A 25,758-nucleotide genomic window follows, 5' to 3' on the forward strand; every position below is an offset into this window, starting at 1 on the left:
TACATCACCACGACCGCGCCGCGCTCAACTGCGCGCTGCAGGACGCCATCCGCGACCGGTCCCTGTCAGGAGGCAATGATATGAATGCCTTAGGGAAACTTCGCCAACACATCAAACGAAAAGGCCTGCGTGCAACGATCAGGGTCGTATGGCGGCGCTACGTGTTTGCTCACTGGGCGCTTTTGTGGATGAAGCGTGACCTGGTCAGCCCGGTACCGCCTCACCAGCTCAAGCCTTGCCCACCGCTGCAAGTGAAGACCATCACGGTGCACAACATCGCAGCCTTTGCCCGTCACTTTGGCGACCGGATCAACATCATGGAAGAACTGGCCACCGAGGGTTACACCGGGCACATGTATCTGGATGGCAACGGCGACGCGGTGGCCTTCATCTGGGGCAGCACCCGGGAGTATCACGACCGGCATTTCTACGGCTGCACGTTCCCGGTAAACAAAGGCGAATTCTTCGAATTCGGCGGCGAACTGGCCCGTGCCTATTGGGGCACCACGCTTTCGGTGGACCTGCAACTGCGACTCTGGAAAGCCATGCAGGCCCAAGGTTGCAACACGGTCGTGGATGTCTGCGACGCCCACAATATACCGGCGCTGAAACTGCACATTCGCATGGGCTATCAAGAGCAAGGACGCATCCAGCACGTCTATCGATTATTCGGTCGCTGGCGCTTCTTTCGTGAGACCCGTTACAGCGACTCACGCCTGGATGCGCTACGTAAACCGTCCCGTTCACCTGTTCCTGAGGCGGTGGCCTGAACTTATGGTGGCACGATTCGAATGGCGCACGTCGTTGTGCGCCCCGGACTTTCCGGCAGCTGCCTATGAGGGGTTGCGCCTGCGCGTGCCCGATCACACGCCGTTCAACACCCTGGCCTGGCTGTGCGCGTCGGAACAGGCACTGACCGCTGGGGAACGCTTGCACGTTCTGCTCGGCTGGCAAGGTGATGAATTGGCCTTGTGCCTGCCGCTCGTGGCGTCCGTGGAGCGCTTTGGACGGTTGCCATTTCGGGTCTTGCGTCACCTCGGTTATCCCCTCACCGATCGCCTGGCCCTGCTCACCTGTCTCGATACCGACAGCATGCGCAAGGCGCTGGTAATCATCCGCCGTCACTTGCCCCATGCGATGCTGCAACTCAATGAATTGTCCGAACCCATCGGCGAAGAAAGCGCGCTGACCGCATGGATGGCCCACAGCTCGACCGGCGAGCGCCGCCTCAGTTGCCGGGTGCCGGTGCATTTGATCAGCGAGGCCGACCACCAGGAAGTCTCCGGCGACCCGCGCTACAAACTGCGCCGGGCGCGTAAACGCATCTTGGCCTATGGTGCCCAGATCCGACGCGTAATCCCTGACGCGGCCACCATCGGGCCTTTATTGCAAGCCCTCAGCGACGTCGAAGCGCAGAGCTGGAAAGGCGTCGAAGGCGTGGGAATTTTCACCAGCAACCGTAGCCGGCAATGGATCGACCTGGCCTTCACCGCCCTCGCCAAACAGGGACTGCTGCGGGTGATACTGCTGGAGCTGGACGGACGCTGCATCAGTTACCGGCTCGGGTTGCTGGAACAGGGCCGGCTGTACGACTACAACCTGGCGTTCCTGCCGAAATACGCCGATCTGGGCAGCGGTCGTGTGCTGCTCGAAGAGTGGATTCGCTGGGGCCTGGACGATAACTGGCACTGGATCGACGCTTCGCGGGTCAGCCTGAAGAGCTCCAGCCATCAACTCCATGAGCGCATGACCGGGCAACTTGAGCACTGGCGCTGGAGCTTTTACTCCTGGCGCCCCAGCGGCCTCGCCTTGGGGCTGACCATGCGACTCTGGCATCACTTCAAGCCGTGGTTGAAAAAGTGGCGGGCCTGGCGTGAAGCGCTGCTGCCTGTTGCTGAACCCACCCCTGCACCCGACGCCGCCGCAGCCGCCGCAGCCGCCGACAAAGGCCCTGCGCCCACCGAAAAAACCATGGAGGGCAAACATGCCTCGCCAAGTCATAGTCAACGCTGACGATTTCGGCCTCAGCTCGAGCGAAAACGCGGTGATCCTCGGCGCCTTCCAGGCCGGGGTCATCAGCTCTGCCACTGCCATGGCCAACATGCCGGCGTTCGAGGAGGCCTGCGTCCTGGCACGGCAGCCGTTGCTCCTGGGGCGAATCGGGTTGCACTTCAACCTCACCTATGGCCGGCCGTTGAGCCCGTCGATTCTCACGCGTTCGACGTTCTGTGACAGCCAGGGCGTGTTCAATCTCAGCCTGCCCCGCCACAGTCTCTGGCTCAACCGCCTGGATCGCGACGCGGTGCTGGAGGAACTCGAAGCCCAATGGCAACGCTGCCTGGACAATGGCCTGCGCCCAAGCCACATCGACTCCCATCAGCACGTGCACAACATCTGGCCCATCGGCGAAGTCGTCGCGCGTTTCGCCGCCCGCCAAGGGGTGCCCGTGCGACTGGCGCGCCATTTGGGAAATAACCTGAGTGTGCCCAAGCGGGTATACAAGACGCTGTTCAATCATCGATTGAACCGCCTGGCCGGCGCGACCGCCCAGTACGTATGCACCCCGGTAGACCTGCGCAACGTGGCGATGCCGATCGACGGCCTGTTGGAAATCGTTGTTCACCCGACCCCTATCGGGGCCGATTTTGGCGATATCTATTTAAACCCCGGAGAGTCTCTGGCTCACATTCTGGAGAAGCGTCTCCCGGGCATTCCGAGAGTGTCCTATGCCGTTGTGCCGAGGACGCTCAAAGACGAACAGCAGTACTCGATTGAGCTACACCCGTTGCAACCTTGATTTATCGCTATCGAAAACCTTATCCACCACACCCTGGCTTCAGCCACGGAGGACTTCATGAGCGCCATCGCCAAGCTTCGCGAACGAATCAAAGAAAAAGGCCTGCTTCACACGCTCCAGACGCTCTGGAACCGCTATGTGTACTTGCACCGAGAGCTGCTGTGGCTGGGACGCGATCTGGTCACCCCAATAGCGCCGCACAAACTACGGCCCTACACGGGCTTGCGTCTGGTGACGATTACCCAGGAGAACGCCAAGGCTTTCACCAAGTATTACGGTAATCGCGTCAAGGCCATGGCCCAAATCGCGTCCGAAGGTCATACCGGGCACATGTATCTGGACGAGGAAGGTGATGCGATCGGATTCATTTGGGGCAGCCTCAGTGACTACTTTGACCAGCACTATTACGGCTGCTGGTTCCGGGTCCAACCCGGTGAGTTTTTCCAGTTCGGCGGTGAGATGATCCCTCAATACTTCGGCTCCGCCCTGTCGGTGGATGCCCAGTACAATATTTGGGGTGCGATGCGGGACCAAGGTTGCGATAAGGTCATGGACGTCTGCGATGCCCGCAACATCCAGGCCATGAAAATGCACCTGCGCATGGACTACCAGGAGCAAGGGCGCATCACCCACGTCTACGACCTGTTCGGCCGCTTTCGCTTCTTCCGCGAAACCTACTACAGCGGCTCGCGGCTGACTGAACTGCGCAAACCTGCGCAGTCGACGGCGACTGCGGCGCAGGCGTGATTTTGGTTGGTGGGAGCGATTGTCATTGTTTGATTGAGGACTGTGTCGCCGCTATCGCGGGCTTGTCTGCTCCCTCTCTTTCAGCCACTTATTTTGCGGCCGACTGAGACCAATGTGGGAGCGGGCTTGCTCGCGAAGGCGGTGTGCCAGGCAATATTAATATCGACTGACACGCACTCTTCGCGAGCAAGCCCGCTCCCACAAGTTCGGCTCCCGGTGACTGGCATTGGCGCTTGCCCGCAAAACCGAAACTCAGCGTTTCACCGCCACCAACGTGTAGCACAACGGCAACTGCGCCGTTTGCTGCTGATACCGATCGTAGAGTTCTTCGCGGTTGGAATGCGGGTATTCCTTGAAGTGGCTGATCTGCAACGCCGCCTCAACAGCACCGGTGAAGATGGCGCCCAGGGTGTGGACGAACCAGTAAGACGCTGAGGCCGGCTGTTCGACTTTGCCTTCATAGACGATCGGCTGGTTCTGGACGAAAGGTTCGCTGCGAAAATACGAGCTGTCCAGGCGATAGGGATCGGCTGACTCGGGGTCGAACATTTCCAGGAACGGGTGGGTTTCGTACACCACAAGCGCACCGCCGGGCTTGAGGGTTTGCGCGGCATGGCGCAAGAATTCGGCGATGTCCGGCATCCAGTTCAATACACCGATGGTAATCAGCGCTACATCGAAGCGCTGGTGAAGCTCAGTCGGCAGATGATGGATGTCAGCCTCGATGAATTCAGGCTCATGGGGCGAACGGGATGCCAGCTCCCGGGCCTGATCGAGAAAGGCCTCCGACTGGTCAATGCCCACGACACGACGAGCCCCCAAGGCAAACAGCGAAAGACTTTCGCGTCCGTTGTTGCAGCCCAGTTGCACCACATCCTTGCCATCGATGCCGACCTGTTGAAGCAACCCGGTGAGGGTGTCATCCAGGCAGGAAAAATCGCCATGGCTCACGACACTCAAACAGGCCTGCCACTCAGGGGTGTCTTTATGGTGTTGGGCGGAGTCATTCCAGGCATCGCGATTGCTGGCGATGACTTTTTCTTTTGTCGGCATTTCCATTGCACGCTCCAGAATTCGGGCCTTTGATTGGCCGACACGAGTCTGGATCAGCATCAAGAAAATCGCCATTCGAGCTTTGTTGCGAACTTGTAAATCAGCGGTAGTGCGAACCCTCTGCGCGTTGATTCAACCGCTCACGCAAGAACTCGATCAATGCCTGCACCGGTCGCGAACTCTGGCGATGTTGCGGGTAGACAGCCGACAAGGTCAGCGGTTCGGGGCGCAGATCATCCAGCACCGGCACGAGTCGGCCGTCCTTCAGGGCCGAACCGACGATGAACGTCGGCAGGTAGGTGATCCCCATGCCGGCAATGGCCGCGTCCTTGAGCAACTCACCATTGTTGACGCGCATCCGCCCAGTGACGGTGACGTTCAGCGGCTTGCCCCGCCCCTCGAAACGCCATTGCACCTGACGACCGTGGCCATAAGGCAGGCAATCATGGGTGTGCAAATCCTCGGGTTTAAGTGGCGTGCCCCGCTCGGCCAGATACACCGGGCTGGCGCAATACACCCGCTCGATGGAGGCGAGGCGTCGGGCGATCAGTGTCGAGTCTTCCAGCACGCCGATGCGCAATGCCAGATCGTAACCCTCACCGAGCAAGTCCACCGGACGATCACTCAGATCGACTTCCACGGTGACATCGCGATAACGCTGCAGAAACTCCGGTAACAGACACCCCAGATGCGCCACGGCAAACGACAACGGCGCGCTCAGGCGAATAGCGCCGCGAGGCTCGGTGGTCTGGCCGGCGATGCCCTGCTCCACTTGCTCGACTTCGCTGAGCAGGCGCAGGGCTGATTCGTAATAACTCTGCCCCAGCGGCGTGACGTCCAACCGCCGGGTCGAACGGTTGAGCAGGCGCACACCGAGGCGCTCTTCCAGTTGCATCAGGCGGCGGCTGACGAACTGCTTGGACAACCCCAATTGATCGGCTGCCGCAGTGAAGCTGCCAGAGTCCATGACCTGGCAAAAAATACGCATATCCTCGAACGGGTTCATTGTCGCGCCCTGATTGACAGCAAAACGCTTTATAGCCGTTTTTTCCGTTCCCGACTCCCCAAATCTAAAGATCAAAAGATCGCAGGCTTCGCCAGCTCCTACGAGAGATTGCGTTTCGCCGGTCAATGACGGGTGTCCACAATCATGTAGGAGCTGGCGAAGTCTGCGATCTTTTAAAAGGCTGCCAGCGCAAGTCTGGCAGCCTGATGGCTTACTTGGAGCTCAGCACCGAATAGCTGTTCATCAGGTTGCGATAATTCGGAATGCGGGGCGACAGCAGGTTGGCCAGGCCTTCCATGTCATTGCGCCAGTCGCCTTGCAGCTCGCAGGCTACCGAGAACCAGTTCACCAGCTGTGCGCCGGCCGCTGCCATGCGTGCCCAGGCCGCTTGCTGCACGGTTTCGTTGAACGTGCCGGAAGCGTCGGTGACCACGAACACTTCAAAGCCTTCAGCCAGCGCCGACAGGGTCGGGAAGGTCACGCACACATCGGTCACCACACCGGCGATGATCAGTTGCTTGCGACCGGTGGCCTTGACGGCTTTGACGAAGTCTTCGTTGTCCCAGGCATTGATCTGGCCTGGACGCGGGATGTATGGCGCGTCCGGGAATTGCTCTTTCAACTCCGGCACCATCGGACCGTTCGGGCCGTTTTCGAAGCTGGTGGTCAGGATGGTCGGCAAGTTGAAGAACTTGGCCACGTCGCCCAAGGCCAACACGTTGTTCTTGAATTCGTTGGGCGAGAAATCCTGCACCAACGAGATCAGGCCGGTCTGGTGATCGACCAACAATACAACTGCATCATCTTTGTTCAGACGTTTGTAAGGAACGTTGCTCATGTGAAACTCCTCGCAGGATTGACGTTGCATAGGGCGCCGACACGCCAGGCCGGCGCTTTTTTAATGACTAGAAGGCAAAACACGAGCAGCCAAACGCGCCCCAGAACCCCTGGAAATCGCTGACCGGTGCGTTCGATAAACGCGCCCGTTCATGGCTGTGGGAATGCACCGCGCACGGCCCGCTGCACTGGTGAACCTGCGCCTGCATCGGCGAAGCCGGACGCCAGTGACCCGGCACCTTGACCACCGGCGACCAGTCCGGCAGCACCGGCACGCTAGGCGGCCCAAGCTTTTCGAATTCGCCGGCGGCGTACACCACTTTGCCGCCAACCACGGTCAACACCGATTCGATCCACTTGATGGCTTCTTCCTCGACACTGAAAAAGTCCGCGCTCAATGCCGCCACGTCGGCCAGTTGACCGACCTTGATCTGGCCTTTCTTGCCCTGTTCCGACGAAAACCAGGCACTGCCATGGGTGAACAGTTCCAGCGCGGTCTGCCGGGGCAGTCCTTCGCTGTGCAGCGCCAGGCCACCGACGGTGCGACCGCTGACCATCCAGTACAACGAGGTCCATGGATTGTAGCTAGACACTCGAGTCGCATCGGTGCCGGCGCCGACCGGTACACCCTCGGCCAGCATGCGCTTGATCGGTGGCGTGTTTTCGGCGGCCTTGGCGCCATAGCGCTCGGCGAAATATTCACCCTGGAACGCCATGCGGTCCTGGATCGCGATACCACCGCCCAGCGCCCTCACCCGTTCGATATTCTGCGGTGTGATAGTTTCGGCGTGGTCGAAGAACCATGGCAAACCATTGAAGGGAATGTCGCGATTGACCTTCTCGAACACGTCGAGCATGCGGCTGATGGATTCGTTGTAAGTCGCATGCAAACGGAATGGCCAGCGCTGCTCGACGAGGTGGCGGACCACCGGTTCCAGCTCATCTTCCATGGTTTGCGGCAGGTCTGGACGCGGCTCGAGGAAGTCTTCGAAATCCGCCGCCGAGAACACCAGCATTTCCCCGGCGCCGTTGTGCCGCAGGAAGTCGTCGCCCTGATGCAGCTTGACGCTGCCGGTCCAGTTCTTGAAATCGGTGAGTTCTTCCTTGGGCTTCTGGGTGAACAGGTTGTAGGCGATGCGGATGGTCAGTTGTTGATCCTTGGCCAACTGCTCGATCACCGCGTAGTCGTCCGGGTAATTCTGGAAACCACCGCCCGCATCGATGGCACTGGTCAGGCCGAGGCGATTGAGTTCGCGCATGAACTGGCGGGTCGAGTTGACCTGATATTCCAGCGGTAACTTTGGCCCTTTGGCCAGGGTCGAGTACAGAATCATCGCGTTCGGTCTTGCGACCAGCATGCCGGTCGGGTTGCCGTTGGCATCACGCACGATTTCGCCACCCGGCGGGTTCGGCGTGTCGCGGGTGTAACCGGCAACTCGCAATGCGGCGCGGTTGAGCAAGGCGCGGTCATACAAATGCAGGACGAACACCGGTGTATCGGGCGCTGCCTGGTTGAGCTCTTCCAGGGTCGGCATGCGCTTCTCGACAAACTGGAATTCGTTCCAGCCACCCACCACCCGCACCCATTGCGGCGTCGGCGTGCGGTCAGCCTGATCCTTGAGCATGCGCAAGGCATCGGCCAGGGACGGCACGCCTTCCCAGCGCAGTTCGAGGTTGTAGTTCAAACCGCCACGAATCAGGTGCAAGTGCGAGTCGTTGAGGCCGGGGATGACGCAGCGGCCCTTGAGGTCGATGACCTGGGTGCCGGAACCGCGCAGGGCCATGGCCTCTGCATCGGTGCCGACCGCGACGAAGCGGCCGTCGCTGATCGCCACGGCACTGGCGAGGGGTTTTTCACGGTCAACGGTATGGAACTGGCCATTGAACAGAATCAGATCGGCGTTCATCGCGTTTCCTTAAGGCTGTGTGGAATGGGACTGACCGGCTTCCAGCCACGGCGTGAACAGGCGCGTGGCCAGCGGCATAAAGACGTACACCACCGACAGCACGATGGTCAGGGTGATCAGGAAAGTGGCGACCACGTAATTGGACAGGAAGGCATTGAGCTGCAGCAGCGGCCCCCAGAGCAGCGGCACCAGCAAGGTATGCGGCAGAATCACCAGCAACGTCACCACAGCCTGCTTCCAGCGCGGCGGTGGCGAACCGGCCTCAGCCAACGGTGAGAACCAGAATTCATTGACCGGGTTGACTTCGGTCTGGTCGCCATCGGCCAGCATCGGCGCCGCTTCGTCCACCAGCGCCTGGCGTTGCGGCGAGTCGAGCCAGCGCTGCATGGCCTCGGTGGAACAGAAACGCAACACGCAGGTGTAGTTATCCAGGCCCGCCTGCTTGCCGCGAACCACATCCACCCCCAAGTGCCCTTCCCGCTGTCCCGCTACGCTAACGATGTTACGCAGCCAGGCCTCGTACGCCGCTTCGAAACCAGTCTTGACTCGGTGCTTGACGATCAGCGTCACGATCTCATCGGACCCCGGCGCTTTTTGAGTTTGGGCTTCAGGCATAACGGAGCACTCCGGGCAAACGGACATTGAGCGCCAGCCGTCCCGGCCCGGCGATGAACACAGAGGTGAAAAGGATCAACAGCAGCCAGCCGAACTGCCCTTCGGCCACACTCCATTGCGGATGCACGATCAGCAACGCCACCAGCAGCACAAAGAGAATAGGCAAACAGGCCAATCGCACCAGCACCCCGGCGACGATCAGCAATGGGCACAGCACTTCGGCGAAGATCGCCAGGCTCAGAGTGAGGTCGGCACCGAGGTGGAAAGGGTCTTCGATCAGTTGCAGCTGCGCATTGAAGTCCAGCAGCTTGGGCAAGCCGTGAACCCACAGCAGAAACAGACCGCCACTGACCCGCAAAAACAGCAGCCCGACATCCCGCGCCTGTTCATCCCGTTGCGAAGCGTTCATGGCTCACCCTTGTTCAATCACTGACCTGAATAGTGCCGCCAAGGGGTGGGGAAAAATTGAATGTACGTGCTCTCTTTGCGAGTGCGTTGAACGCCCGAACGACACAAAACCCTGTGGGAGCGGGCTTGCCCGCGAAGGCGGTGTGTCATTCAACGGTGATGTTGACTGATCCGACGCCATCGCGGGCAAGCCCGCTCCCACAGTTTTTTTTGCGTGCTCACTACTGCTCAGGCACAAAAAACGGCCCGAAGGCCGTTTCGTATTGAATCCGGTCAGACGGCCGGGGCGGCCTTCAATTCCAGGCTATCCAGCGCCCGACTCACAGCCAGTTCACCCAGCATGATGAGCTGCGCGACGCCCAGTATCGTATTGCGCTGCGGCCCCTCCAGAAACCCGGCACAGTCACTGGCGATCACCTTGGCCGAGGCAAAGGATTCGCTGGCATTGGCCAGTAGCTCTTCGATGTCTATGCCCGGGGCGACGGTGTAAATCGTGCTCGGTTTGCGCGAGGTCTTGGGGTCGGACGGTTTGAGGTAGTGATCGAGAGCACGCTCGGCGGCTTCGTTGAGTTTTTTGGGATCGAGGGGATCGTAGGGGGAAACGTCGTCGGTTTCTGGCGGGTTAGGTGTGGCTTTGAACATGGTGAATCTCCCTTGGAAAATAGCACCACCAGAACCTGTCGCTAAACAAATAAGGGTGGCGACTGTATGCAGGTTAGCGAACCGGTCAAAGGCACCCGGTAGACCCGAGGGTCTCCCGCATACAGCCACCATAACGTAATTGCAGACGTCAAAAGTCGGCAATAAAGTCTGGAGCACTGATGCACTTTGAATAGTCCGAGTCGCTAAACCCGATCGCTGATTGGCAGCGATGCGGAAACGATAAAGACCAGGCCCAAAGCGCACAAGCCGGCGAATTCTGGCGCAGTCGTAGGCAACGGCGCAAGGATCTGTAGCTTTCAGGAAGTAACGCTAAACACCATTAAACACAGCCCGCCAATCTCCCCATTTTGTGGAGCAAGTCTGACGACTGACCCTTCGCCAGCCTGTAATGGACACCCGCAAACTACAGGTGTCCGATGAGCTCAGCCCACCGAACACCTTACTCCGTCGTTATTACAGTAATTCCTTCAGCGTCCCGGATATCAGTCCAGGTACTGGCTTGTAATACTGGTTCTTCACATTCCCTCCCCAAAGCACATAGCTGCCGTCTCGACGCCTTGCGGCGAAAGAAGGATCAATGGGTGGAGGATTCGGAGGGGGCGCCTGGTAAAACGGATAGCGTTTGATCGAATACAATTCGACCACATCGCTGCTGAGGTACTGAGCCAATTCCGGCGGAATTTCACCCGCATCTTCCATCGCCAAAGTCGCTCCCCATGCGATGACCGCACCGTAGACGCCCCCCTGCGTGGCCACGACGCCATACGCACCATTGGTGCAGTACACACCTGTGATCAGGCTAGCCATCAACGTTTGGCGGATACCTGACGTGATCGCTCCACCATGCGTATTCATCCCCCACACCACCACGGCACGCGTCCTGCCGTCATCCTGTTGGCTTAATAGAAAAAAGCTCAAGTCATTTGAGTAAAGACTGAGTATCCCTGGAACCGTGATAGCCCGATTGCCGACATAACCGCGAGCGTCCTCCGGCTTTGGATGCATCTCCTTAACCGCTGCTTCAATCTCACTGCGGGTAGCCTGGGTAATCGATGCTCCACCATAACGCGGGGCCCCCCAAGCCTCCGCCTCGCCACGTTCAGAGATAATGCAGAATGCCCAGCGTGTTGCCTTGCACAACAGCACACCACCTCGCACCGCGATCAGAGACGCCGACTCTGACATTAAACCGCCTTCACCTGACAACCCCCAACTAACTGCCTTACGTCGGTCGCGGGTAATTGCGCAAAATGCCGTGGTGGACGCCGTGACCGAGTTCACTCCACCGTCATTGAGGATCGCTTCAAGTTTACTCGCCGGAATGGCGCCACCGTCGGCCGCCTTTCCCCATGTCACAATTTCGCCGTTGCGGCCAATGGCACAAAAAGCAGCAGCAGCGGCGACAATCCGCTCGACAAACATACTGCCGAGTTGCAGTTGAGCATCGGCACTGATCGAACCGCCATTGTTAGGATTACCCCACGCATAGACCTTGCCGTTTTGGGTCCGCACCGCAAAAGCATTTTCCGTGGAATGGATGGCGACAGGTGCATCGAACCACAGCGCTCTTTGGATAAGATCAGGAATGACACCACCGGAGCCACTTGAACCGATTGCACCTATTCTGTTTGCATCACCGGTGGCGTCTTTGTAGATGAAAGCAAAACACACACGGTTGCTGTAAACCGACTTGATGTCAGTCAGTTTTACAGAGTGGGTGGCCGGAATGTTGGCTCCCCAAACCAACAATTGATTGCTCGATCCATTGTTCACCAGCGCGGCAAAATCCTTTTCAGTTGTAAAGAGCCGAGTGGCCGGATTGTTCTTCAGAAAGTTGATGATATCGGGCGGTACCGGTAACCCCCAGCCAGTCTGCCCCTCGAAATAAATATCCTGGGTATTCGGGTCAATCAGGCCAAATGCGCCTCCCGTTGATACGAACACCCGATCCGAAGGTTCATTGCCATAGAAGGAAAAATTGCCCCATTGTTTCAAGAAACTGCTCTCGCTTTCTCCGCGACTGATTCCCTGAAAGTCAGAGCTCACAATCGTGGCGGCAGAGCGGGCTTCCTGGCCGGTTTCGCCCGTAGACGATACCGGCGTTACGGCAAACATAATTGATCGCTCGCTGTATTCAGATTTAATTCTCAGATCGATGGCCACCCCTTCCGGTCCACTGATTGGCACATTATCGAGATACCACTTGTAATGAGAGGTCCCTTCAGGATTCTCATCTGCATTGTCATAGCGATAACTGCCGCGTACAAAGCCACCAATCACCGGTTCTCCGATGATGATGACGTCGCGTGCGATGGGTTCGGCGGTTGTACTCATAACGAAGCTCCTTTACGTTCACATGAGACGCTGGCTCTGGGATATAAATCTGCGATCAACTGCGTCCGGGGTCGAATTCTTCTTGTTTAACGTGGGCCCCCCACGTCACGTATTTGTTGTTCGTTTTACGTGCGGCGAAGGCGGCCGGAACAGCTGCGGCCGAGGGTGCTGGACTGGCTTGAATGGTATAAATTTCAACGACGCCACTGCTCAATGCGCCGCGCAACTCGGCAGGTATCACCCCGCCGTCCTGTGAAGAACGCCCCCAGGTAACGACCACACCTTCAGTCGCTCCTTGGTCAACCAGCGCCGCGTAAGCACCATTGCTGCAGTAAATTTTGCGAATGCGACTGGCCATCAGTGTTTGCCTGACATCACTTGGTATCGAGCCACCCGTAGCCGCCAACCCCCACGAGATCAAACTTTTTGTGCGACCGTCGGGATGCCGATTGAGCAACACAAAGCTGCCGTCATTACGCACCAGCTCGACTACTTCACCGCTCAGCAATGTGGTGCTGGAGGAAACTCTGCTTTGCAAGCTTCTGGAAAATCTGGCACCACTGAATATGGCTTCGATCTGCGTCTCAATGTCTCCTTGCTCAAGTAACTCTTCGGCATTCAACGGCAAATTGGAGGCCGCTTCATCTGCACTTTGAACGGGGATGGCCTCGCCTCCGTGACCGGCTGACCCCCAGGCTGCGGCCTGTCCGCTCTCATTGATGAAGCACATCGCCCATGGCGCAGCAGTACACAACACGAGATTCCCACGAGCAGCCAGACTGGCAGCGGTCTCTGACATGGTTCCACCGTGCGCAGCCAGTCCCCACGTTGCGGCTTTCCTCCGGCCTTTGGTAATGGCAACAAATGCGCTGTCATTGGCGATCACGTTGAGTGCACCATTATCGTCGTAGATCTTTTCCAGGGTTGCGGCAGGTATGACACCGTTCAAACCCCAGGCAATAACTTCTCCTGATGCCGTCATGGCACAAAAAGCCGTGCGCGAAGCGATGATGCGATCCACCTTCATACTGTTCAGCTGCGTTTGTATATCAAGCGGAATCGCCCCCCCATTCGTTGTGCTGCCCCACGCATACACACGTCCGAGTTCTGTCAGCACTGCAAAGGCATCTATGGTGGCGTAGATGGCCTTAGGGCGGTCAAACATCAGTTTGTTCTGTATCCCGACAGGCACTTCACCACCCGTTGCAGCAGTCCCCACCGCGCCAATCGTGTTTTCGCCGGGTTGCGGATTCTTGTAAATAAAGGCTAAAGAGGAGCCGTTGCTGTAGACCGATTTAATGTCCTGAAGATCGGGTAATGTCGTCGGTATCCCCGGCCCCCATACCAGCAACTGGTTATGATCGCTTATCGGTACCAAAGCTCCGAAACTGTTCTGAGTGGTGTACATAGTAACGGCCGGGTTATTTTGAAGGTACGTCGCGAACTCCGGTGGAACGACGCCACCAAAGTTTTGTGCACCGATGACAGAAACGTTTTGTGTGAGTCTGTTTTTCAGGGCAAATGCCCCAGCAGTAGACGTGAAGACTCCATCTTTGGGTCCATTAGCATGAAAGGCGAACTGGCCCCGCTGTTTGAGAAAGCTGTTCTCACTTTCTTCATCTGAGATGTTCTGGAAACCATCGCGCATGACTTCCATTGGAACAGAAAACGATTCAACGCCTGTTTCGTCGGTCGCTGCGACAGGAGTAACCGAGAAACTGAGGGTCATTCCGGCATGTACAGGCAGTAATGTCAGATCAATGGAAGTCGCAATAACGGTACCGGTGGCTCCGCCGTCGTACCAGCGGAAAAGGGAGGCCCCTTCGGGATTTTCATTCGGGTTCTCATAAAGATAACTGCCGCTTACAGTTCCACCGATCAGGGGTTCACCAATAATTGCAACTTGTTTGACTGTGGGTATGGCGTTTACGCTGGTACTCATGACGATAACTCCTCACAAGAATTTCCCTGCGCGCAGGGAACGGCTCAGTCGAGCAATGGCATGCTCACTCGGTATACGAAACCAATCCGGTCAATGCGCCCAGATCAGGTGCGTTGGGTCCCACAGACTGCAAGTTACTGTCGGCGCTCAGAAGCACCACATGGGCACCTGCAGCGTATGCACAGGCAACCGGTGTGAGGCTGGGGGATGAAGTATTGACGCCCCAGGAAACCGCGAGGCGATTGTTCAGCACTGCAGCGAAAGAACCATATGAAGCGGATATTGAAAGAGCGGGGCCTAATCCCGATGGCACTCTCCCACCTTCGCCTGGCTCTCCCCAGGCGACCAATGATCCGTCTTCTTTCAATGCACAAAAAGCCGTGGTCGAGCCCGTCAGATGCGTCACCGCTTGCAAATCACTGGGACCCTCACCACCAAACCGTTGGTTGCCCCAGGCGGTGACTGAGCCGTCCACTTTCAAGGCGCCAAAAGCAGCACTGGTAGAGGCGAGAAACCTAACCTCTGCTGGTGCGTTGTCAGGAAGGGTTCCACCGTGGGTTGGTGCCCCCCATGCGAAGATACTGCCATTGGTCTTGAGTGCACAAAATGCACGGTCACTGGCGCAAATCTGTGTGGCACCGCCGGCACTTGCTACTAATTGGCCGTTGGGCCAGGTATCTCCCCAACTAAACACCCTGCCATCGCGCAGCAAAACGGTGAAATCTGCAGTGTTGCCAATAATTTTTGCTGCGGGGGTGAGCTGAGAGATCAGAGATACAGGGATTTCTCCACCGAAGTCCCTGTGGCCCCAAGCCACCAATCTTCCATCACCGAGCAGTGCGACAAAAGCCCCGGCAGTGGCTGCCAATTCCTTTACGTTAATAAGTTCCTTCTCGATATTGAGCTCGATTGCTCCGCCATGGGAGGGAACTCCCCATGCAAAGACAGTGGCGTTTTTTTTCAATGCGGCAAAAGCTTGCCCGCCAGCCGTCACACAACGCACATCCGTCAATCCTGGGGGAGGCAACATCTCACTGCTGTCGCTCCACCCAAAAACACTTCCATCGTCTTTGGTGATACAACCACTATGACGGCCGCTCAGATTGAAAACACCAGTGATGTTGCACGGACGCAACACTCGCTGTGCTACCGTTTCCCCATCCTTTCGCACAGTAACGATCAAAGTTTTTTCCGGATTGTCGTCAATGAAAGACAGACCTGAGACCCCTTGTGCCTCATCCGCATAAGTCCAAATGATTTCATCTGCAGCCGAGGCGGATGCAACCAATCGGCTTCGGTTCGAATGATAGTGAGGCCCCGTCTGAGACCTGTGGCCGACGATGTCGAGCCGAATTACGATTTCGCCGATCACCCTCCCCGCAGCCGTTCTGGAAGCGGCAACGACCTCTTCGCCGCGCAGCACCTGAAAAGACGCCGTAACAGTGCTATGGACAAACACCTTGTCATTGGCGACTTTCAATACGCACGTTCGTTTCTGTCCAAACTCGTCCGTATCAACGATTCCCGTCGCCGGTACCTCCACATCCGGCTGATCGCCCACTTTCGCGGTGTAGAGGGCCTGGATCTTGTCCCCTGCGTGGATACGTGGATCAGCCGTCGGCACAATGAGTAGCAGCGGGTTAATACCGAGTTTTTCCAGATCAATAATGCCGGGTTCATCCGTAGGATCGTTCTCCTTTTCCCGCAGTATCGGCCCTGGCAGGCGGGTACCTTCCAGGTCCTCATCCACGGCGTATGACGCCGACCAGATTGCAACAGTGTCCGGTGTATTGCGGAGCTGATCGGTAACAGTATATGAAAACTCCAGTTCATTACTCGGTCGCTGGGCACTATCTAAAAACGGGCGGGTGACGGTGAAACACACTGATGTTGGGATCGCGGAACCCGGATCCGGTGGCTGTGGCGCCTGGTCATTTCTGACTTCGTAAGTCATGAGCTGGCTATTGCACTTCAATGTAATCGTGTCGTAGGCCCGACAATACGGATATCTCACGCACACCTGCGCACTGACAAACTCCGGGCCGACGCCATACTTAATCGCATCGGGCAACAGCAACTCCAGCCTGGAATGCTTGCCATCGCCAGGGCTGGCGTCTTCCAATCCCGGGCGGACTTTGTTGTAGAGCAAGGTTAGTGGCGGTGTCGAAGTGCCAATGTTCCCGCTGTTGCGGGTGATGGTGTAGTACAGCTCATTGACCCTATCCGGATGCAGCCGGCCCAATGGGATACGTAGGAACGTAATGGCGTTCGGATCTTCGACGATCTTGTAGTCCAGGAACGCACCGTCCCCAACTAGCCACAGATTAATAACATCCCCAGGGTCCATCGTTCCCGACAATGGTGGAGAGACCCTGACCGTTGCACCCTTGCCATCCTCGACCAGATCGTAGATAGAAAGAGGGACCCCTCTATCTGCGCCCACAACTTGCCGGGTGGAATTCAGCACCTCAGGCAGATCGAGCGCCAACACGACGTTTTCGGAAGATCCAGATGTAGCCATCACAATTGCCCTGCCAAGATGTTGATGCAGGCGTCATGAGATAACGGCAACAGAATCTCTAGCTACTGTCATATCTGCTAGTAGCGACGAACGGTGAAATGAAAACGACTAAAGCAGGCCGTTCAATTGACTGATCGGTTTACGCGTTGAACGTTGCCATCTGAGATGGCACAGAATTTTCACAGAGTTTCCAGCGACACTGACATGAACTGACTGATCCGCGAGCGCAACCAGCGCTCCGCCGGATCGTTGTCATGCACCCCGCTCCACGCCATCGACAACTGCGCCGCATCGATGGGAAACGGTGGATCTTCGGCGCGCAAGGCACATCCCTCAACCAACGCGCAGGCTGCGTAATCGGGGACAGTGGCGATCATCTCTGTGCCGGCGAGCAACGCGCGTAACCCACTGAATTGCGGCACCCCCAGCACAACGCGTCGGGTGCGCCCGACTTTGGCCAAGTCCAGATCAATGTTGCCGCTCAGGTCGCCGGAAAACGACACCATCGCATGGGGCCGCGCACAGTAATCGTCCAGGGTCAGCGGTTCAGGTCGGTTGTCACCGCGCAGTACTTTGCAGGGGATGTCGCGCAACTTCTTGCGTTTGGCGTTGGCCGGCAGATCAGTGGTGTAGCTGACGCCGACCGAGATTTCGCCGGAGGCCAGTAACGCCGGCATCAGCAGGTAATTGGCGCGGCGCACGACCACCACGATTCCCGGTGCTTCTTCCTGCAATTGCCGCAGCAACGGAGGAAAGAGACCGAACTCGGCGTCATCCGACAGGCCGATGCGGAACACATCGCAGCTGGTGGCCGGGTCAAACTCCTTGGCGCGGCTGACCGCCCCCGAGATGGTGTCCATCGCCGGTTGCAGCTCCTTGAGAATCGCCAGCGCCCGCGCCGTCGGCTCCATGCCGCGACCATGGCGCAGCAACAACGGATCATCGAACAAATCACGCAACCGCCCCAGCGCAGCGCTCACTGCCGGTTGGCCCATGAAGAGTTTTTCGGCGACGCGGGTCAGGTTTTTTTCGAACATCAGGGCTTCGAAAATCACCAGCAGGTTCATGTCGACGCGGCGCAGATCGTTACGGTTCATGGGCGGGGTTCCTTTGGTGTTCAGCCAGGCGCGAGTCTGTCGAACTTTACTCGATCATCGGCACTTTCGCCGCTCGTTTGTAAGGCCCGTACTCGATGGGCACCCACTGGAAATGCTTGTCCACTGCGCTGATATGGCCGACACCCGGAAACGGCAAATGCGCCGCCGTGACCCAGATCTTGCTGGCTGCCGCATCGCTGAACACCTTGGCGCGGCTCTTGATCGCCTGCTGATTGTCAACGTCGAAACGAATCGATACCTCGGGATGCTCGAACTGCACCGCCAGGTTATGCACCAGATCGCCCATGAACAAAATACTCTGGCCTTGGGAGTTGAGCCGGTACGTGGTACTGCCCGGTGTGTGCCCGGCCTCCAGTTCGGCATCGACAACGCCCGGCACTGGCGACTGCCCGGCAGCGAAGGTCTTGAAACGGCCGGCCGCGATGTACGGCGCGGTGGAGTCCTGAGCGATCTTGAAAAATTCCTTGGCACCGGCCGGTGCCTTGGCCATGGCCTGAGGGTCAAGCCAGTAATCGGCTTCGGCCTTGGCCGCGTAGACCGTTGCATTGGCGAACACTGGCTTGTGCTGCCCGTCCACCAACCCGCACACATGATCCAGATGCAAGTGCGTGAGCAGGATGGTATCGACCTGTTCTGGCTGATAACCGGCGGCTTTCATGTTCGCCGACAGCTGACCCGCCGTGGCACCGATGCACTGCCCCGCCCCGGTATCCACCAGGATCAATTGTTTACCGGTGTTCACCAGAAACGCGTTGAACGCGGTTTGCACCCCCGGTGTTTCAATCGAACGACGAGCCAGCAACGCGCGAATCTGGTTTTGGGTCAGACCGTCGAGCAGTTTGGGCGACAGGTCGTTGTAGCCATCAAACAACGCCGTCACCTCGTAGTCGCCCACCGCGAGTCGGTAATAACCGGGCACTTGAGTGTTCACCTGAGCCGGTGCCTGGGCCAGGCTGGTGCCGGACATCAGCGCCAATGACAGGCCAAGTCCGCCAAGCCTGCAAACGTGGGAAAGCTTCATGAGATCACCCTTGATCGAGCCAGAAAATGCGGCCCTGTCCAGGCCGCTACACATTGTCAATCTTGCACGGCCCTGCGTTGGCGCGATTGCAGCGATGTGCTCAGTTGAGGCTTTTTCACGCTTGGCCTGACCCGCGGAATTAACAACGTTTAACTCGCAAGCCAAAGCTCCCGCGACCAAGAATGAAGCCCTCTGCGCAGACCTTTTTTCAGAGGGAACGTGCTGACTTACCGTGCAGCGCACCCGCGCGCGCCCTCCGACACGGACATTGGCCATGGCTCACTTTCAGCAAAACGCGATCAGCGCGTCCTCCACTGAAACGCGAAAAAAACCCACGGGCGGGCTCAGTCCCTGGCGTGAAAATCTGGCCAAGCAGTTGATCCTCGATCACCTCGGTGAAACCCTGGAAGTGACCGAACTGGCACGGGCGTGCGCCTTGTCACGCAGTCATTTTTCCCGTGCGTTCAAGTGCAGCACCGGCCTCTCGCCGCAAGACTGGATTCGCCGGCAACGCATCGCCCGGGCCAAGCAGTTGATCCAGAACACCGACCTGACCCTGACGCAAATCAGCCTGGAATGCGGCTTCTGCGATCAGGCGCATTTTTCCCATATCTTCACCCGTAGCGAAGGCGTGTCACCGTTTGCCTGGCGGTGTCGAACTGTGAGTTCTCTTCCCTCCCTCAACAGCAAAAGATCGCAGCCTTCGCCAGGTCCTACAGGGGTTCACTTAACCGTGTAGGCGCTGGCGCAGCCGGCGATCTTTTGATCTTGATCAGCCCTTGATGAACGCCAGCAGATCTTCGTTGAGTTGATCCTTGTGGGTGTCGGTCAGGCCGTGGGGTGCTCCCGGGTAGACTTTCAATGTGGAGCCCTTGACCAGTTTCGCCGCCGCGATGCCGGCGGCCTCAATCGGCACGACCTGGTCGTCGTCGCCATGCACCACCAGGGTCGGCACGTCGAACTTCTTCAGGTCTTCGGTGAAGTCGGTTTCGGAGAACGCCTTGATGCAGTCATACGCGTTCTTGTGGCCGGACATCATGCCCTGCAGCCAGAACCAGTCGATCATGCCTTGGGACGGCTTGGCACCCGGGCGATTGAAACCAAAGAACGGACCACTGGCCAGATCCTTGTACAGCTGCGAACGATCGACCAGGGACGCCTGACGAATACCGTCGAACACGTCCATCGGCAGGCCGCCGGGGTTGGCTTCGGTCTTGAGCATCTGCGGCGGCACCGAGGAAATCAGCCCGGCCTTGGCCACGCGACCGGTGCCGTGACGACCGATGTAACGTGCCACTTCGCCACCGCCGGTGGAGAAACCGAACAGCACGGCGTCCTGCAGATCAAGATGCTCGATCAGCTGCGCCAGGTCATCGGCGTAAGTGTCCATTTCATTGCCGAACCATGGCTGGCTCGAACGACCGTGACCACGGCGGTCATGGGCAATGACCCGGTAGCCTTTGGAAGCCAGAAACATCATCTGCGACTCCCAGCTGTCGGCGTTCAATGGCCAACCGTGGCTGAAGACGATCGGCTGACCGGTGCCCCAGTCCTTGTAGTAAATCTCGGTGCCGTCTCGGGTGGTAAAGGTACTCATGGTGATGTCTCCTCATGCATGGATTTTGCGGCGGTTAATAAGGGGGGCGGGCCATTCGTTCGGCCAGGCGTGCCACCCGCTCGCCCAAATGCGCGGCGGTGCGGCGGTCTTCGGGCGGTGGGGCAAGGTCGGGGGATTGTTCAACGTTCGACTGCGCCATGGCCCCCAGCGAACTGCCGAGCCGATTCAACTGCCCATCGAACAGGCCGATGCTGCTGCGCGCCGGCAGCAGGTCGAGGCCGACCCAGATCATCGAGTGCTGGGCGGCGAACACTGTCATCTGCAGCAAGGTGTTGAGCTTGTCGCCGCACAGGCAGCCGGAATTGGTAAACCCGGCAGCGAGTTTGTCGCGCCAGGGCTGGGCCAGGTAGAACGATGCGGTGGCTTCCATGAAACCCTTGAAGGCCGCCGAGGCACTGCCCATGTAAGTCGGGGCGCCAAAGATGATTGCATCAGCACGGTGCAAACGTTCCCAGTGCTCATCCACTTCCTCGACCTGAATCAGCCGACAGGTGCTGCCCAAGTGCCGTTCCACACCCTGGCCCACGGCTTCGGCCATGACCCGGGTATGCCCGTAGCCACTGTGATAGACCACCACCACGTTGCTCATTCCGGCTCCTCCAGAAGTGTTCATCCTTTTTTCGGCACGCTTTTTGTTGCAAGAAGGTCGGTGCTTTCGGTTGAACTTGAAGGGATGGATTTTTGAGCGTAGACCGGACACACGACGAGTTAAACGTTGTTAATTTTTAATGGTGCGCCAATGGACCCCGCGGCGCCTTTAGCGGCATCGCGCCCAATAAATACGGGACCGACCAGGGCTGACTTGAACACAGTGACCGATACGCACTGCCACCAGGTGCTCGACGCTGCGTTGCGCTGCCGAAAAAACCTGAGGAATATGCCCGGATACCGCGTGATAGACGGATGCAAGCAGGAGTGACCCGTTGACCCTTTCTCCCGAACAGGCCATCCATTTCGGCCCTTACCGGATCTACCCCGGACAACGCCTGGTAATGGAGGCCGATCAGCCCGTGCGCCTGAGTCGGCGCGCCATGGACATTCTGTTGATCCTGCTGGAACACGCCGGGCATGTGGTGAGCAAACAGCAGCTGATCGCTCGGGTCTGGCCCAAAAGCGTGGTGGAAGACATCAACCTGCGAGTGCACATGGCGGCGCTGCGCAAAGCCCTCGGCGACGGTCAGGCCGGCCAGCGCTACATCATCACCGTCGCCCAACGCGGGTACAGTTTTGTCGCGCCGTTCTCTGTGGAGCAAGTCGAGCAAAGCCCGAAAAACGACGGGAACGAACCGAGCCGGCATAACCTGCCAGTCCGTCGGACCCGCATGATCGGTCGTCAGGCTCTGGTCGACAGCCTGGTGACACAACTGGCGCGGCAGCGTTTCATCACTCTCGTGGGCCCCGGAGGAATCGGCAAGACCACGGTGGCACTGCGCGTTGCCGAACAATTGATCGACCGCTACCGAGACGGCATTCGCCTGCTGGACCTGGCACCGATCAACGACCCTTTGATGATCACCACGCACTTGGCAACGCTGCTGGATTTGTCCTTGCACGACGCCGAACCCATGAGTGGTCTCGCCACGTTCCTGCGCGAACGGCAAATGCTGCTGGTCATCGACAATTGCGAACACCTGATCGACGCCATTGCGTTACTCAGCGAAAGCATCCTGCGCGCGGCGCCCCACGTGCACATTCTGGCCACCAGCCGCGAGAGCCTGCGGGCCGAAGGCGAGTTCGTGCAGCGCCTGGAATCGCTGGACTGCCCGCCGCCCATCGCCGTGCTTGACCGCGCTCAGGCCCTGACGTTTTCGGCACTGCAGTTGTTTGTCGAGCGGGCGATGGCCAGCCACGACAACTTCGAACTGAGCGAAGTCGAACTGCCGCTGGCAATTGAAATCTGTCGGCGTCTGGACGGTATACCGTTGGCTATTGAACTGGCGGCAGCGCAAGTGGGCAGCCTGGGTTTGAGTGGGTTGCTGTCACAACTGCAAGGAAGTTTTCGCCTGCTCACCCAAGGCTGCCAGACAACTTTGGGCCGCCATCAGACCCTGCGCGCGACGCTGGACTGGAGCTTCGAGCTGCTCAACGCCTGCGAGCAAACCTGCCTGCGTCGACTGGCTATGTTCCGGGGCGGCTTCACCCTGGAGTCGGCGGCCGCCGTGATCGTCGGTGAACACATCGAGCCCTGCATGGTGTTCGCCTCGATCACCCAGTTGGTCGCCAAGTCGTTATTGAATGTCGAAGTCGGCGATGAAGAGGCGTTCTACCGTTTGCTCGACACCACGCGCGGCTATGCACTGGAAAAACTCGCCCAGGCCCAAGAGCTGCCGGACACCCGCGAGCGCCACGCCGAGCGCTGCCTCGCGTTGATGCAGCAAGCCCAGAACGACTGGGAGCAGATCTCAAGCGATCGCTGGACTGAGCGTTACGCTCGCAGCCTGGAAGACATTCGTGCTGCGCTCGATTGGGGGTTGAATACTCAAGGGCCGCAGGCGTTGGCGATCCGTCTCGCCGCGACCTCGACACCGCTCTGGCAGGAACTGTCGCTGCTCAAGGAGCACGGCGTGTATGTGCGCAAAGCGTTGGCATTGCTTGAAGCGACGCATCAGCCCTGCCCGCGCTTGCAAATGACCTTGAAACTCGCCCTCGGCAGCTCTTGCTACCACACTCAGGGCGGCACTGCTGAGACTATCGAAGCGTTCGTCAGCGCCAAACATCTGGCCGAACAGTGCAACGATGCGGTGGGTCAGCTCAGAGCTGTCTCGGGACACATGGCGGTCAACCTCAGTTGCGGCAACTATCAAATGGCCCTGGAACAAAGCCGACAATTCGATCGACTGGGCCTGCACGGCGATGCGGTATTGTCCCTCAGTACTCACCGCTTGCGGGTCCTGGCTCAGCACTTTGCCGGGGATCAGGCACTGGCGCGGGAGAATGCCGAGCAGGTCATTCAGCGCCTGGCCCAGAGCGGTCACCTCAACCGCTTTACCCACGGCTTTGGCGTGCAGTACGACCAGAGCGTTGCGGCCCTGACGATTCTGGCGCGTATCCTCTGGCTGCAAGGGCACCCGGAAAAAGCCTGGCGAACCGCGCGGCAGGCGCTCGATATTGCGATCCAGATCGATCACGGCACGTCCATCTGCTACACCCTGGCACTGTCCGGTTGCCTGATTGCCCACTACAACGGCGACAACTCGGTCGCTCGCGAACTCGTGGGCCTGCTGCTTGAGCAGGCACAGAAACACTCAGTGCTGCTGTTCTACACTTGGGCCAAACATTACGCGCAGGTAATTAACGCTGTCGATGGGCCCTTGCCCCCGCTACCAAACACCGGATTGATCAAGGAAATCATGGTCACGCTGGACAACCGTTTCATCAATCACGCGTTGCTGGAACGGGTCGAAAACGGCACGGCGGGCTGGAGCACCGCGGAAATTCTGCGAGCCCGGGCCGACACGTTGCTGACCGAGGATTCCCCGACCGGGGTCAGTGAGGCTGAGACGGTGCTGCTCAAAGCTTTAGCCGTGGCAAAGACCCAGGGAGCGCTGGCCTGGGAACTGCGTAGTGCCACCTCATTGGCCCAGCTGTGGCAGCGTCAGGGCCGCTTCCGACAGGCCCATGAGTTGCTCGCACCGATTTACCAGCGTTTCACCGAAGGCTTTGCCACGCCGGACCTGACGAAAGTCCGTCGGCTACTCGACGAGTTGCAGCGACACCTGCCCGGCTGATATAGCGGGTATAACGCAGTTCAAAGGCATGCAAATGACCGCTGTGTTCGAGTTTCTCCAAGGCGTAGATGCGGGTGGTGTTGAGGAGACGGTAACGGATCACTCCGTGGCCCTGCTCCACCGACAGCAGTGATTTGCTCACCAGCCGCTCTACGATTTCGACCAGGCAAGTGGGCCGCAGCACCGCGCAACTGATCACGCCAATCGCCGCGTCCAGCGTGAACGCCATTTTGAACACCGCCAGCCGCTGCAACACGGTTTGCTCTAACGGGTTCAGCTGTTCATAGCTCCAGTCCAATGCAGCTTTCAAACTCTGATGCCGTGGCACGGCAGTGCGCCGGCCTTGGGTCAACAGCTGTAAACACGTGCCGAGTTGCGCTTGCAACCCCACCAGCGCCAGCGCATCGATCTGCGCCGCCGCCAGTTCAATGGCCAAGGGCAGTCCATCAAGCCGCCGACAGATTTCGCGCACCGCCTTGAGGTCCTGTTGGCGCAGGGTAAACCCTAGCTGACGGGCTCGGGCGCGGCTGACCAACAGCTGCACCGCCGAATAGCCCATGGCCTCGGCCACGCTGTATATCGCTGAGGCCGGCGGTATCGCGAGGGCCGGTATAGGCAGCAGCGTTTCCCCCGCCGCTTGCAGGGGTTCGCGACTGGTGGCGAGAATCGACAGCCGTGGCGCCGAGGCCAGCAGATTGTCCACCACTGCCCGACAGCATTCGAGCAGGTGTTCGCAATTGTCGAGTACCAGCAAGGCATGTCGTTGCAGCGGCGCCGCCTCGCCGACGTCCAGTTCCAGAATGCGCGACAGATGCTCGACGAGTTGCGCCGGGTCATCGATGGCCGCCAAATCAACCATCCAGACACCGTCCCGATAGTGCCGCAACAGCAACTCGGCTGCGCGTAACGCCACAGTGGATTTACCGATACCGGCGGGACCCACCAGGGTCATGAGACGTCGAAACGGCAACTGCCGGACCACACTGCTGACGATCGAGTCGCGACCGGTCAACGAAGTGAGCCGCGCAGGCAGATTGTGCTGAGGCTTATGCACAGTCTCGACCGGCACCGGCGTGCCTGTCCCGTCGCGTTGCACCGGAGCGATGAAGCTGTAGCCGCGCTGGGGAATATTGACGATGTAACGCTGCCCGTTCTGGCCATCGCCAAGTGCCCGGCGCAGGGCGGCGATGTGCACGCGCAGGTTGATTTCCTCGACCACCGAGGTCGGCCAGACGAGGGCAATCAGGGCATCCTTGCTCACCACTGAGCCGGCGCGTTCGACCAAAACCTGCAAAATATCCAGGGCTCGTCCGCCCATGCGCAGCGGGCGATCAACCTCCAGGATCAATCGCTGACGCAGGTGAAACGCGTAGGGCCCGAACCGCAGCACCGCATCGCTATTTATATTTCTGAGGCTATTCATGCACGTTCATGCGCTGAAAA

General features: G+C 58.7%; 21 protein-coding genes. 6 read left to right on the plus strand and 15 right to left on the minus strand.

The genetic code is table 11. The features are described from left to right. Positions 1 to 80: 80 nt before the first annotated feature. The 4 genes from KVG95_RS27205 to KVG95_RS27220 are packed head-to-tail and all read left to right on the plus strand — an operon-like array spanning position 81 to position 3,544. Entirely contained in the window at positions 81 to 770 is a 690-nt protein-coding gene (locus KVG95_RS27205) for a GNAT family N-acetyltransferase (protein ID WP_217858639.1), read from the plus strand. A gap of 4 nt (positions 771 to 774) precedes the next feature. Beyond that, a complete protein-coding gene (locus KVG95_RS27210; protein ID WP_217858602.1) occupies positions 775 to 2,013 on the plus strand; it encodes a GNAT family N-acetyltransferase in 1,239 nt (412 codons plus the stop codon). Then, a complete protein-coding gene (locus KVG95_RS27215; RefSeq protein ID WP_217858603.1) occupies positions 1,985 to 2,797 on the plus strand; it encodes a ChbG/HpnK family deacetylase in 813 nt (270 codons plus the stop codon). The genes KVG95_RS27210 and KVG95_RS27215 overlap by 29 nt, the downstream gene beginning before the upstream one ends. A 57-nt stretch (positions 2,798 to 2,854) precedes the next feature. Continuing rightward, on the plus strand, positions 2,855 to 3,544 hold the full coding sequence (locus tag KVG95_RS27220) for a hypothetical protein (protein ID WP_052965222.1): 690 nt from the start codon (positions 2,855 to 2,857) through the stop codon (positions 3,542 to 3,544). A gap of 252 nt (positions 3,545 to 3,796) precedes the next feature. On the opposite strand, the gene KVG95_RS27225 is transcribed toward KVG95_RS27220, so the two are convergent. The 12 genes from KVG95_RS27225 to KVG95_RS27280 form a co-directional block, all read right to left on the minus strand. Then, on the minus strand, positions 3,797 to 4,603 hold the full coding sequence (locus tag KVG95_RS27225) for a class I SAM-dependent methyltransferase (protein WP_217858604.1): 807 nt from the start codon (positions 4,601 to 4,603) through the stop codon (positions 3,797 to 3,799). A gap of 94 nt (positions 4,604 to 4,697) precedes the next feature. Continuing rightward, the gene (locus KVG95_RS27230; RefSeq protein WP_217858605.1) at positions 4,698 to 5,603 is read right to left on the minus strand and encodes a LysR family transcriptional regulator; all 906 of its coding nucleotides are present in this window, start codon (positions 5,601 to 5,603) and stop codon (positions 4,698 to 4,700) included. Between the two features lie 211 nt (positions 5,604 to 5,814). Next, the gene (gene ycaC / locus KVG95_RS27235) at positions 5,815 to 6,441 is read right to left on the minus strand and encodes an isochorismate family cysteine hydrolase YcaC (protein ID WP_123721083.1); all 627 of its coding nucleotides are present in this window, start codon (positions 6,439 to 6,441) and stop codon (positions 5,815 to 5,817) included. A gap of 67 nt (positions 6,442 to 6,508) precedes the next feature. Beyond that, entirely contained in the window at positions 6,509 to 8,347 is a 1,839-nt protein-coding gene (locus KVG95_RS27240) for an amidohydrolase (RefSeq protein WP_217858606.1), read from the minus strand. A gap of 9 nt (positions 8,348 to 8,356) precedes the next feature. Continuing rightward, positions 8,357 to 8,962, minus strand: a complete 606-nt coding sequence (locus tag KVG95_RS27245; RefSeq protein WP_217858607.1) for an antibiotic biosynthesis monooxygenase — start codon at positions 8,960 to 8,962, stop codon at positions 8,357 to 8,359. After that, positions 8,955 to 9,371: a DoxX family protein gene (locus KVG95_RS27250; RefSeq protein WP_217858608.1), complete on the minus strand. Its 417-nt coding sequence runs from the start codon at positions 9,369 to 9,371 to the stop codon at positions 8,955 to 8,957. Before KVG95_RS27250 ends, KVG95_RS27245 begins: the two co-directional genes overlap by 8 nt. Positions 9,372 to 9,643: 272 nt before the next feature. Then, positions 9,644 to 10,012 carry a DUF6124 family protein gene (locus KVG95_RS27255; protein ID WP_217858609.1) on the minus strand — a complete coding sequence of 123 codons (369 nt, stop codon included), beginning with the start codon at positions 10,010 to 10,012 and terminating at the stop codon, positions 9,644 to 9,646. Positions 10,013 to 10,486: 474 nt separating this feature from the next. Then, positions 10,487 to 12,367, minus strand: a complete 1,881-nt coding sequence (locus KVG95_RS27260) for an RCC1 domain-containing protein (RefSeq protein ID WP_217858610.1) — start codon at positions 12,365 to 12,367, stop codon at positions 10,487 to 10,489. 55 nt (positions 12,368 to 12,422) lie between these two features. Continuing rightward, the gene (locus KVG95_RS27265; protein WP_217858611.1) at positions 12,423 to 14,309 is read right to left on the minus strand and encodes an RCC1 domain-containing protein; all 1,887 of its coding nucleotides are present in this window, start codon (positions 14,307 to 14,309) and stop codon (positions 12,423 to 12,425) included. A 64-nt stretch (positions 14,310 to 14,373) separates the two neighbouring features. Then, a complete protein-coding gene (locus tag KVG95_RS27270) occupies positions 14,374 to 16,830 on the minus strand; it encodes an RCC1 domain-containing protein (RefSeq protein WP_217858612.1) in 2,457 nt (818 codons plus the stop codon). Positions 16,831 to 17,009: 179 nt separating this feature from the next. Then, a complete protein-coding gene (locus KVG95_RS27275) occupies positions 17,010 to 17,927 on the minus strand; it encodes a LysR family transcriptional regulator (protein WP_217858613.1) in 918 nt (305 codons plus the stop codon). A gap of 46 nt (positions 17,928 to 17,973) precedes the next feature. After that, positions 17,974 to 18,969, minus strand: a complete 996-nt coding sequence (locus tag KVG95_RS27280) for an MBL fold metallo-hydrolase (RefSeq protein WP_217858614.1) — start codon at positions 18,967 to 18,969, stop codon at positions 17,974 to 17,976. A gap of 274 nt (positions 18,970 to 19,243) precedes the next feature. Here KVG95_RS27280 and KVG95_RS27285 point away from each other — a divergent pair, with 274 nt between their 5' ends. Then, entirely contained in the window at positions 19,244 to 19,708 is a 465-nt protein-coding gene (locus tag KVG95_RS27285; protein ID WP_217858615.1) for a helix-turn-helix domain-containing protein, read from the plus strand. 33 nt (positions 19,709 to 19,741) lie between these two features. On the opposite strand, the gene KVG95_RS27290 is transcribed toward KVG95_RS27285, so the two are convergent. Together KVG95_RS27290 and KVG95_RS27295 are read right to left on the minus strand one after the other, a co-directional pair. Beyond that, positions 19,742 to 20,566 carry an alpha/beta fold hydrolase gene (locus KVG95_RS27290; protein WP_217858616.1) on the minus strand — a complete coding sequence of 275 codons (825 nt, stop codon included), beginning with the start codon at positions 20,564 to 20,566 and terminating at the stop codon, positions 19,742 to 19,744. A gap of 34 nt (positions 20,567 to 20,600) precedes the next feature. After that, a complete protein-coding gene (locus KVG95_RS27295) occupies positions 20,601 to 21,176 on the minus strand; it encodes a flavodoxin family protein (RefSeq protein ID WP_217858617.1) in 576 nt (191 codons plus the stop codon). Positions 21,177 to 21,510: 334 nt separating this feature from the next. Between KVG95_RS27295 and KVG95_RS27300 the strand changes: the two genes are divergently transcribed. Next, complete coding sequence (locus tag KVG95_RS27300; RefSeq protein WP_217858618.1) at positions 21,511 to 24,315, plus strand: ATP-binding protein; 2,805 nt, start codon at positions 21,511 to 21,513, stop codon at positions 24,313 to 24,315. On the opposite strand, the gene KVG95_RS27305 is transcribed toward KVG95_RS27300, so the two are convergent. Beyond that, positions 24,236 to 25,738, minus strand: a complete 1,503-nt coding sequence (locus KVG95_RS27305; RefSeq protein WP_217858619.1) for an ATP-binding protein — start codon at positions 25,736 to 25,738, stop codon at positions 24,236 to 24,238. The two genes, KVG95_RS27300 and KVG95_RS27305, sit on opposite strands and share 80 nt — an antisense overlap. Between the last annotated feature and the right edge of the window lie 20 nt (positions 25,739 to 25,758).

The sequence above is a fragment of the Pseudomonas farris genome (assembly GCF_019145235.1).
Classification (GTDB): Bacteria; Pseudomonadota; Gammaproteobacteria; order Pseudomonadales; family Pseudomonadaceae; genus Aquipseudomonas; species Aquipseudomonas farris.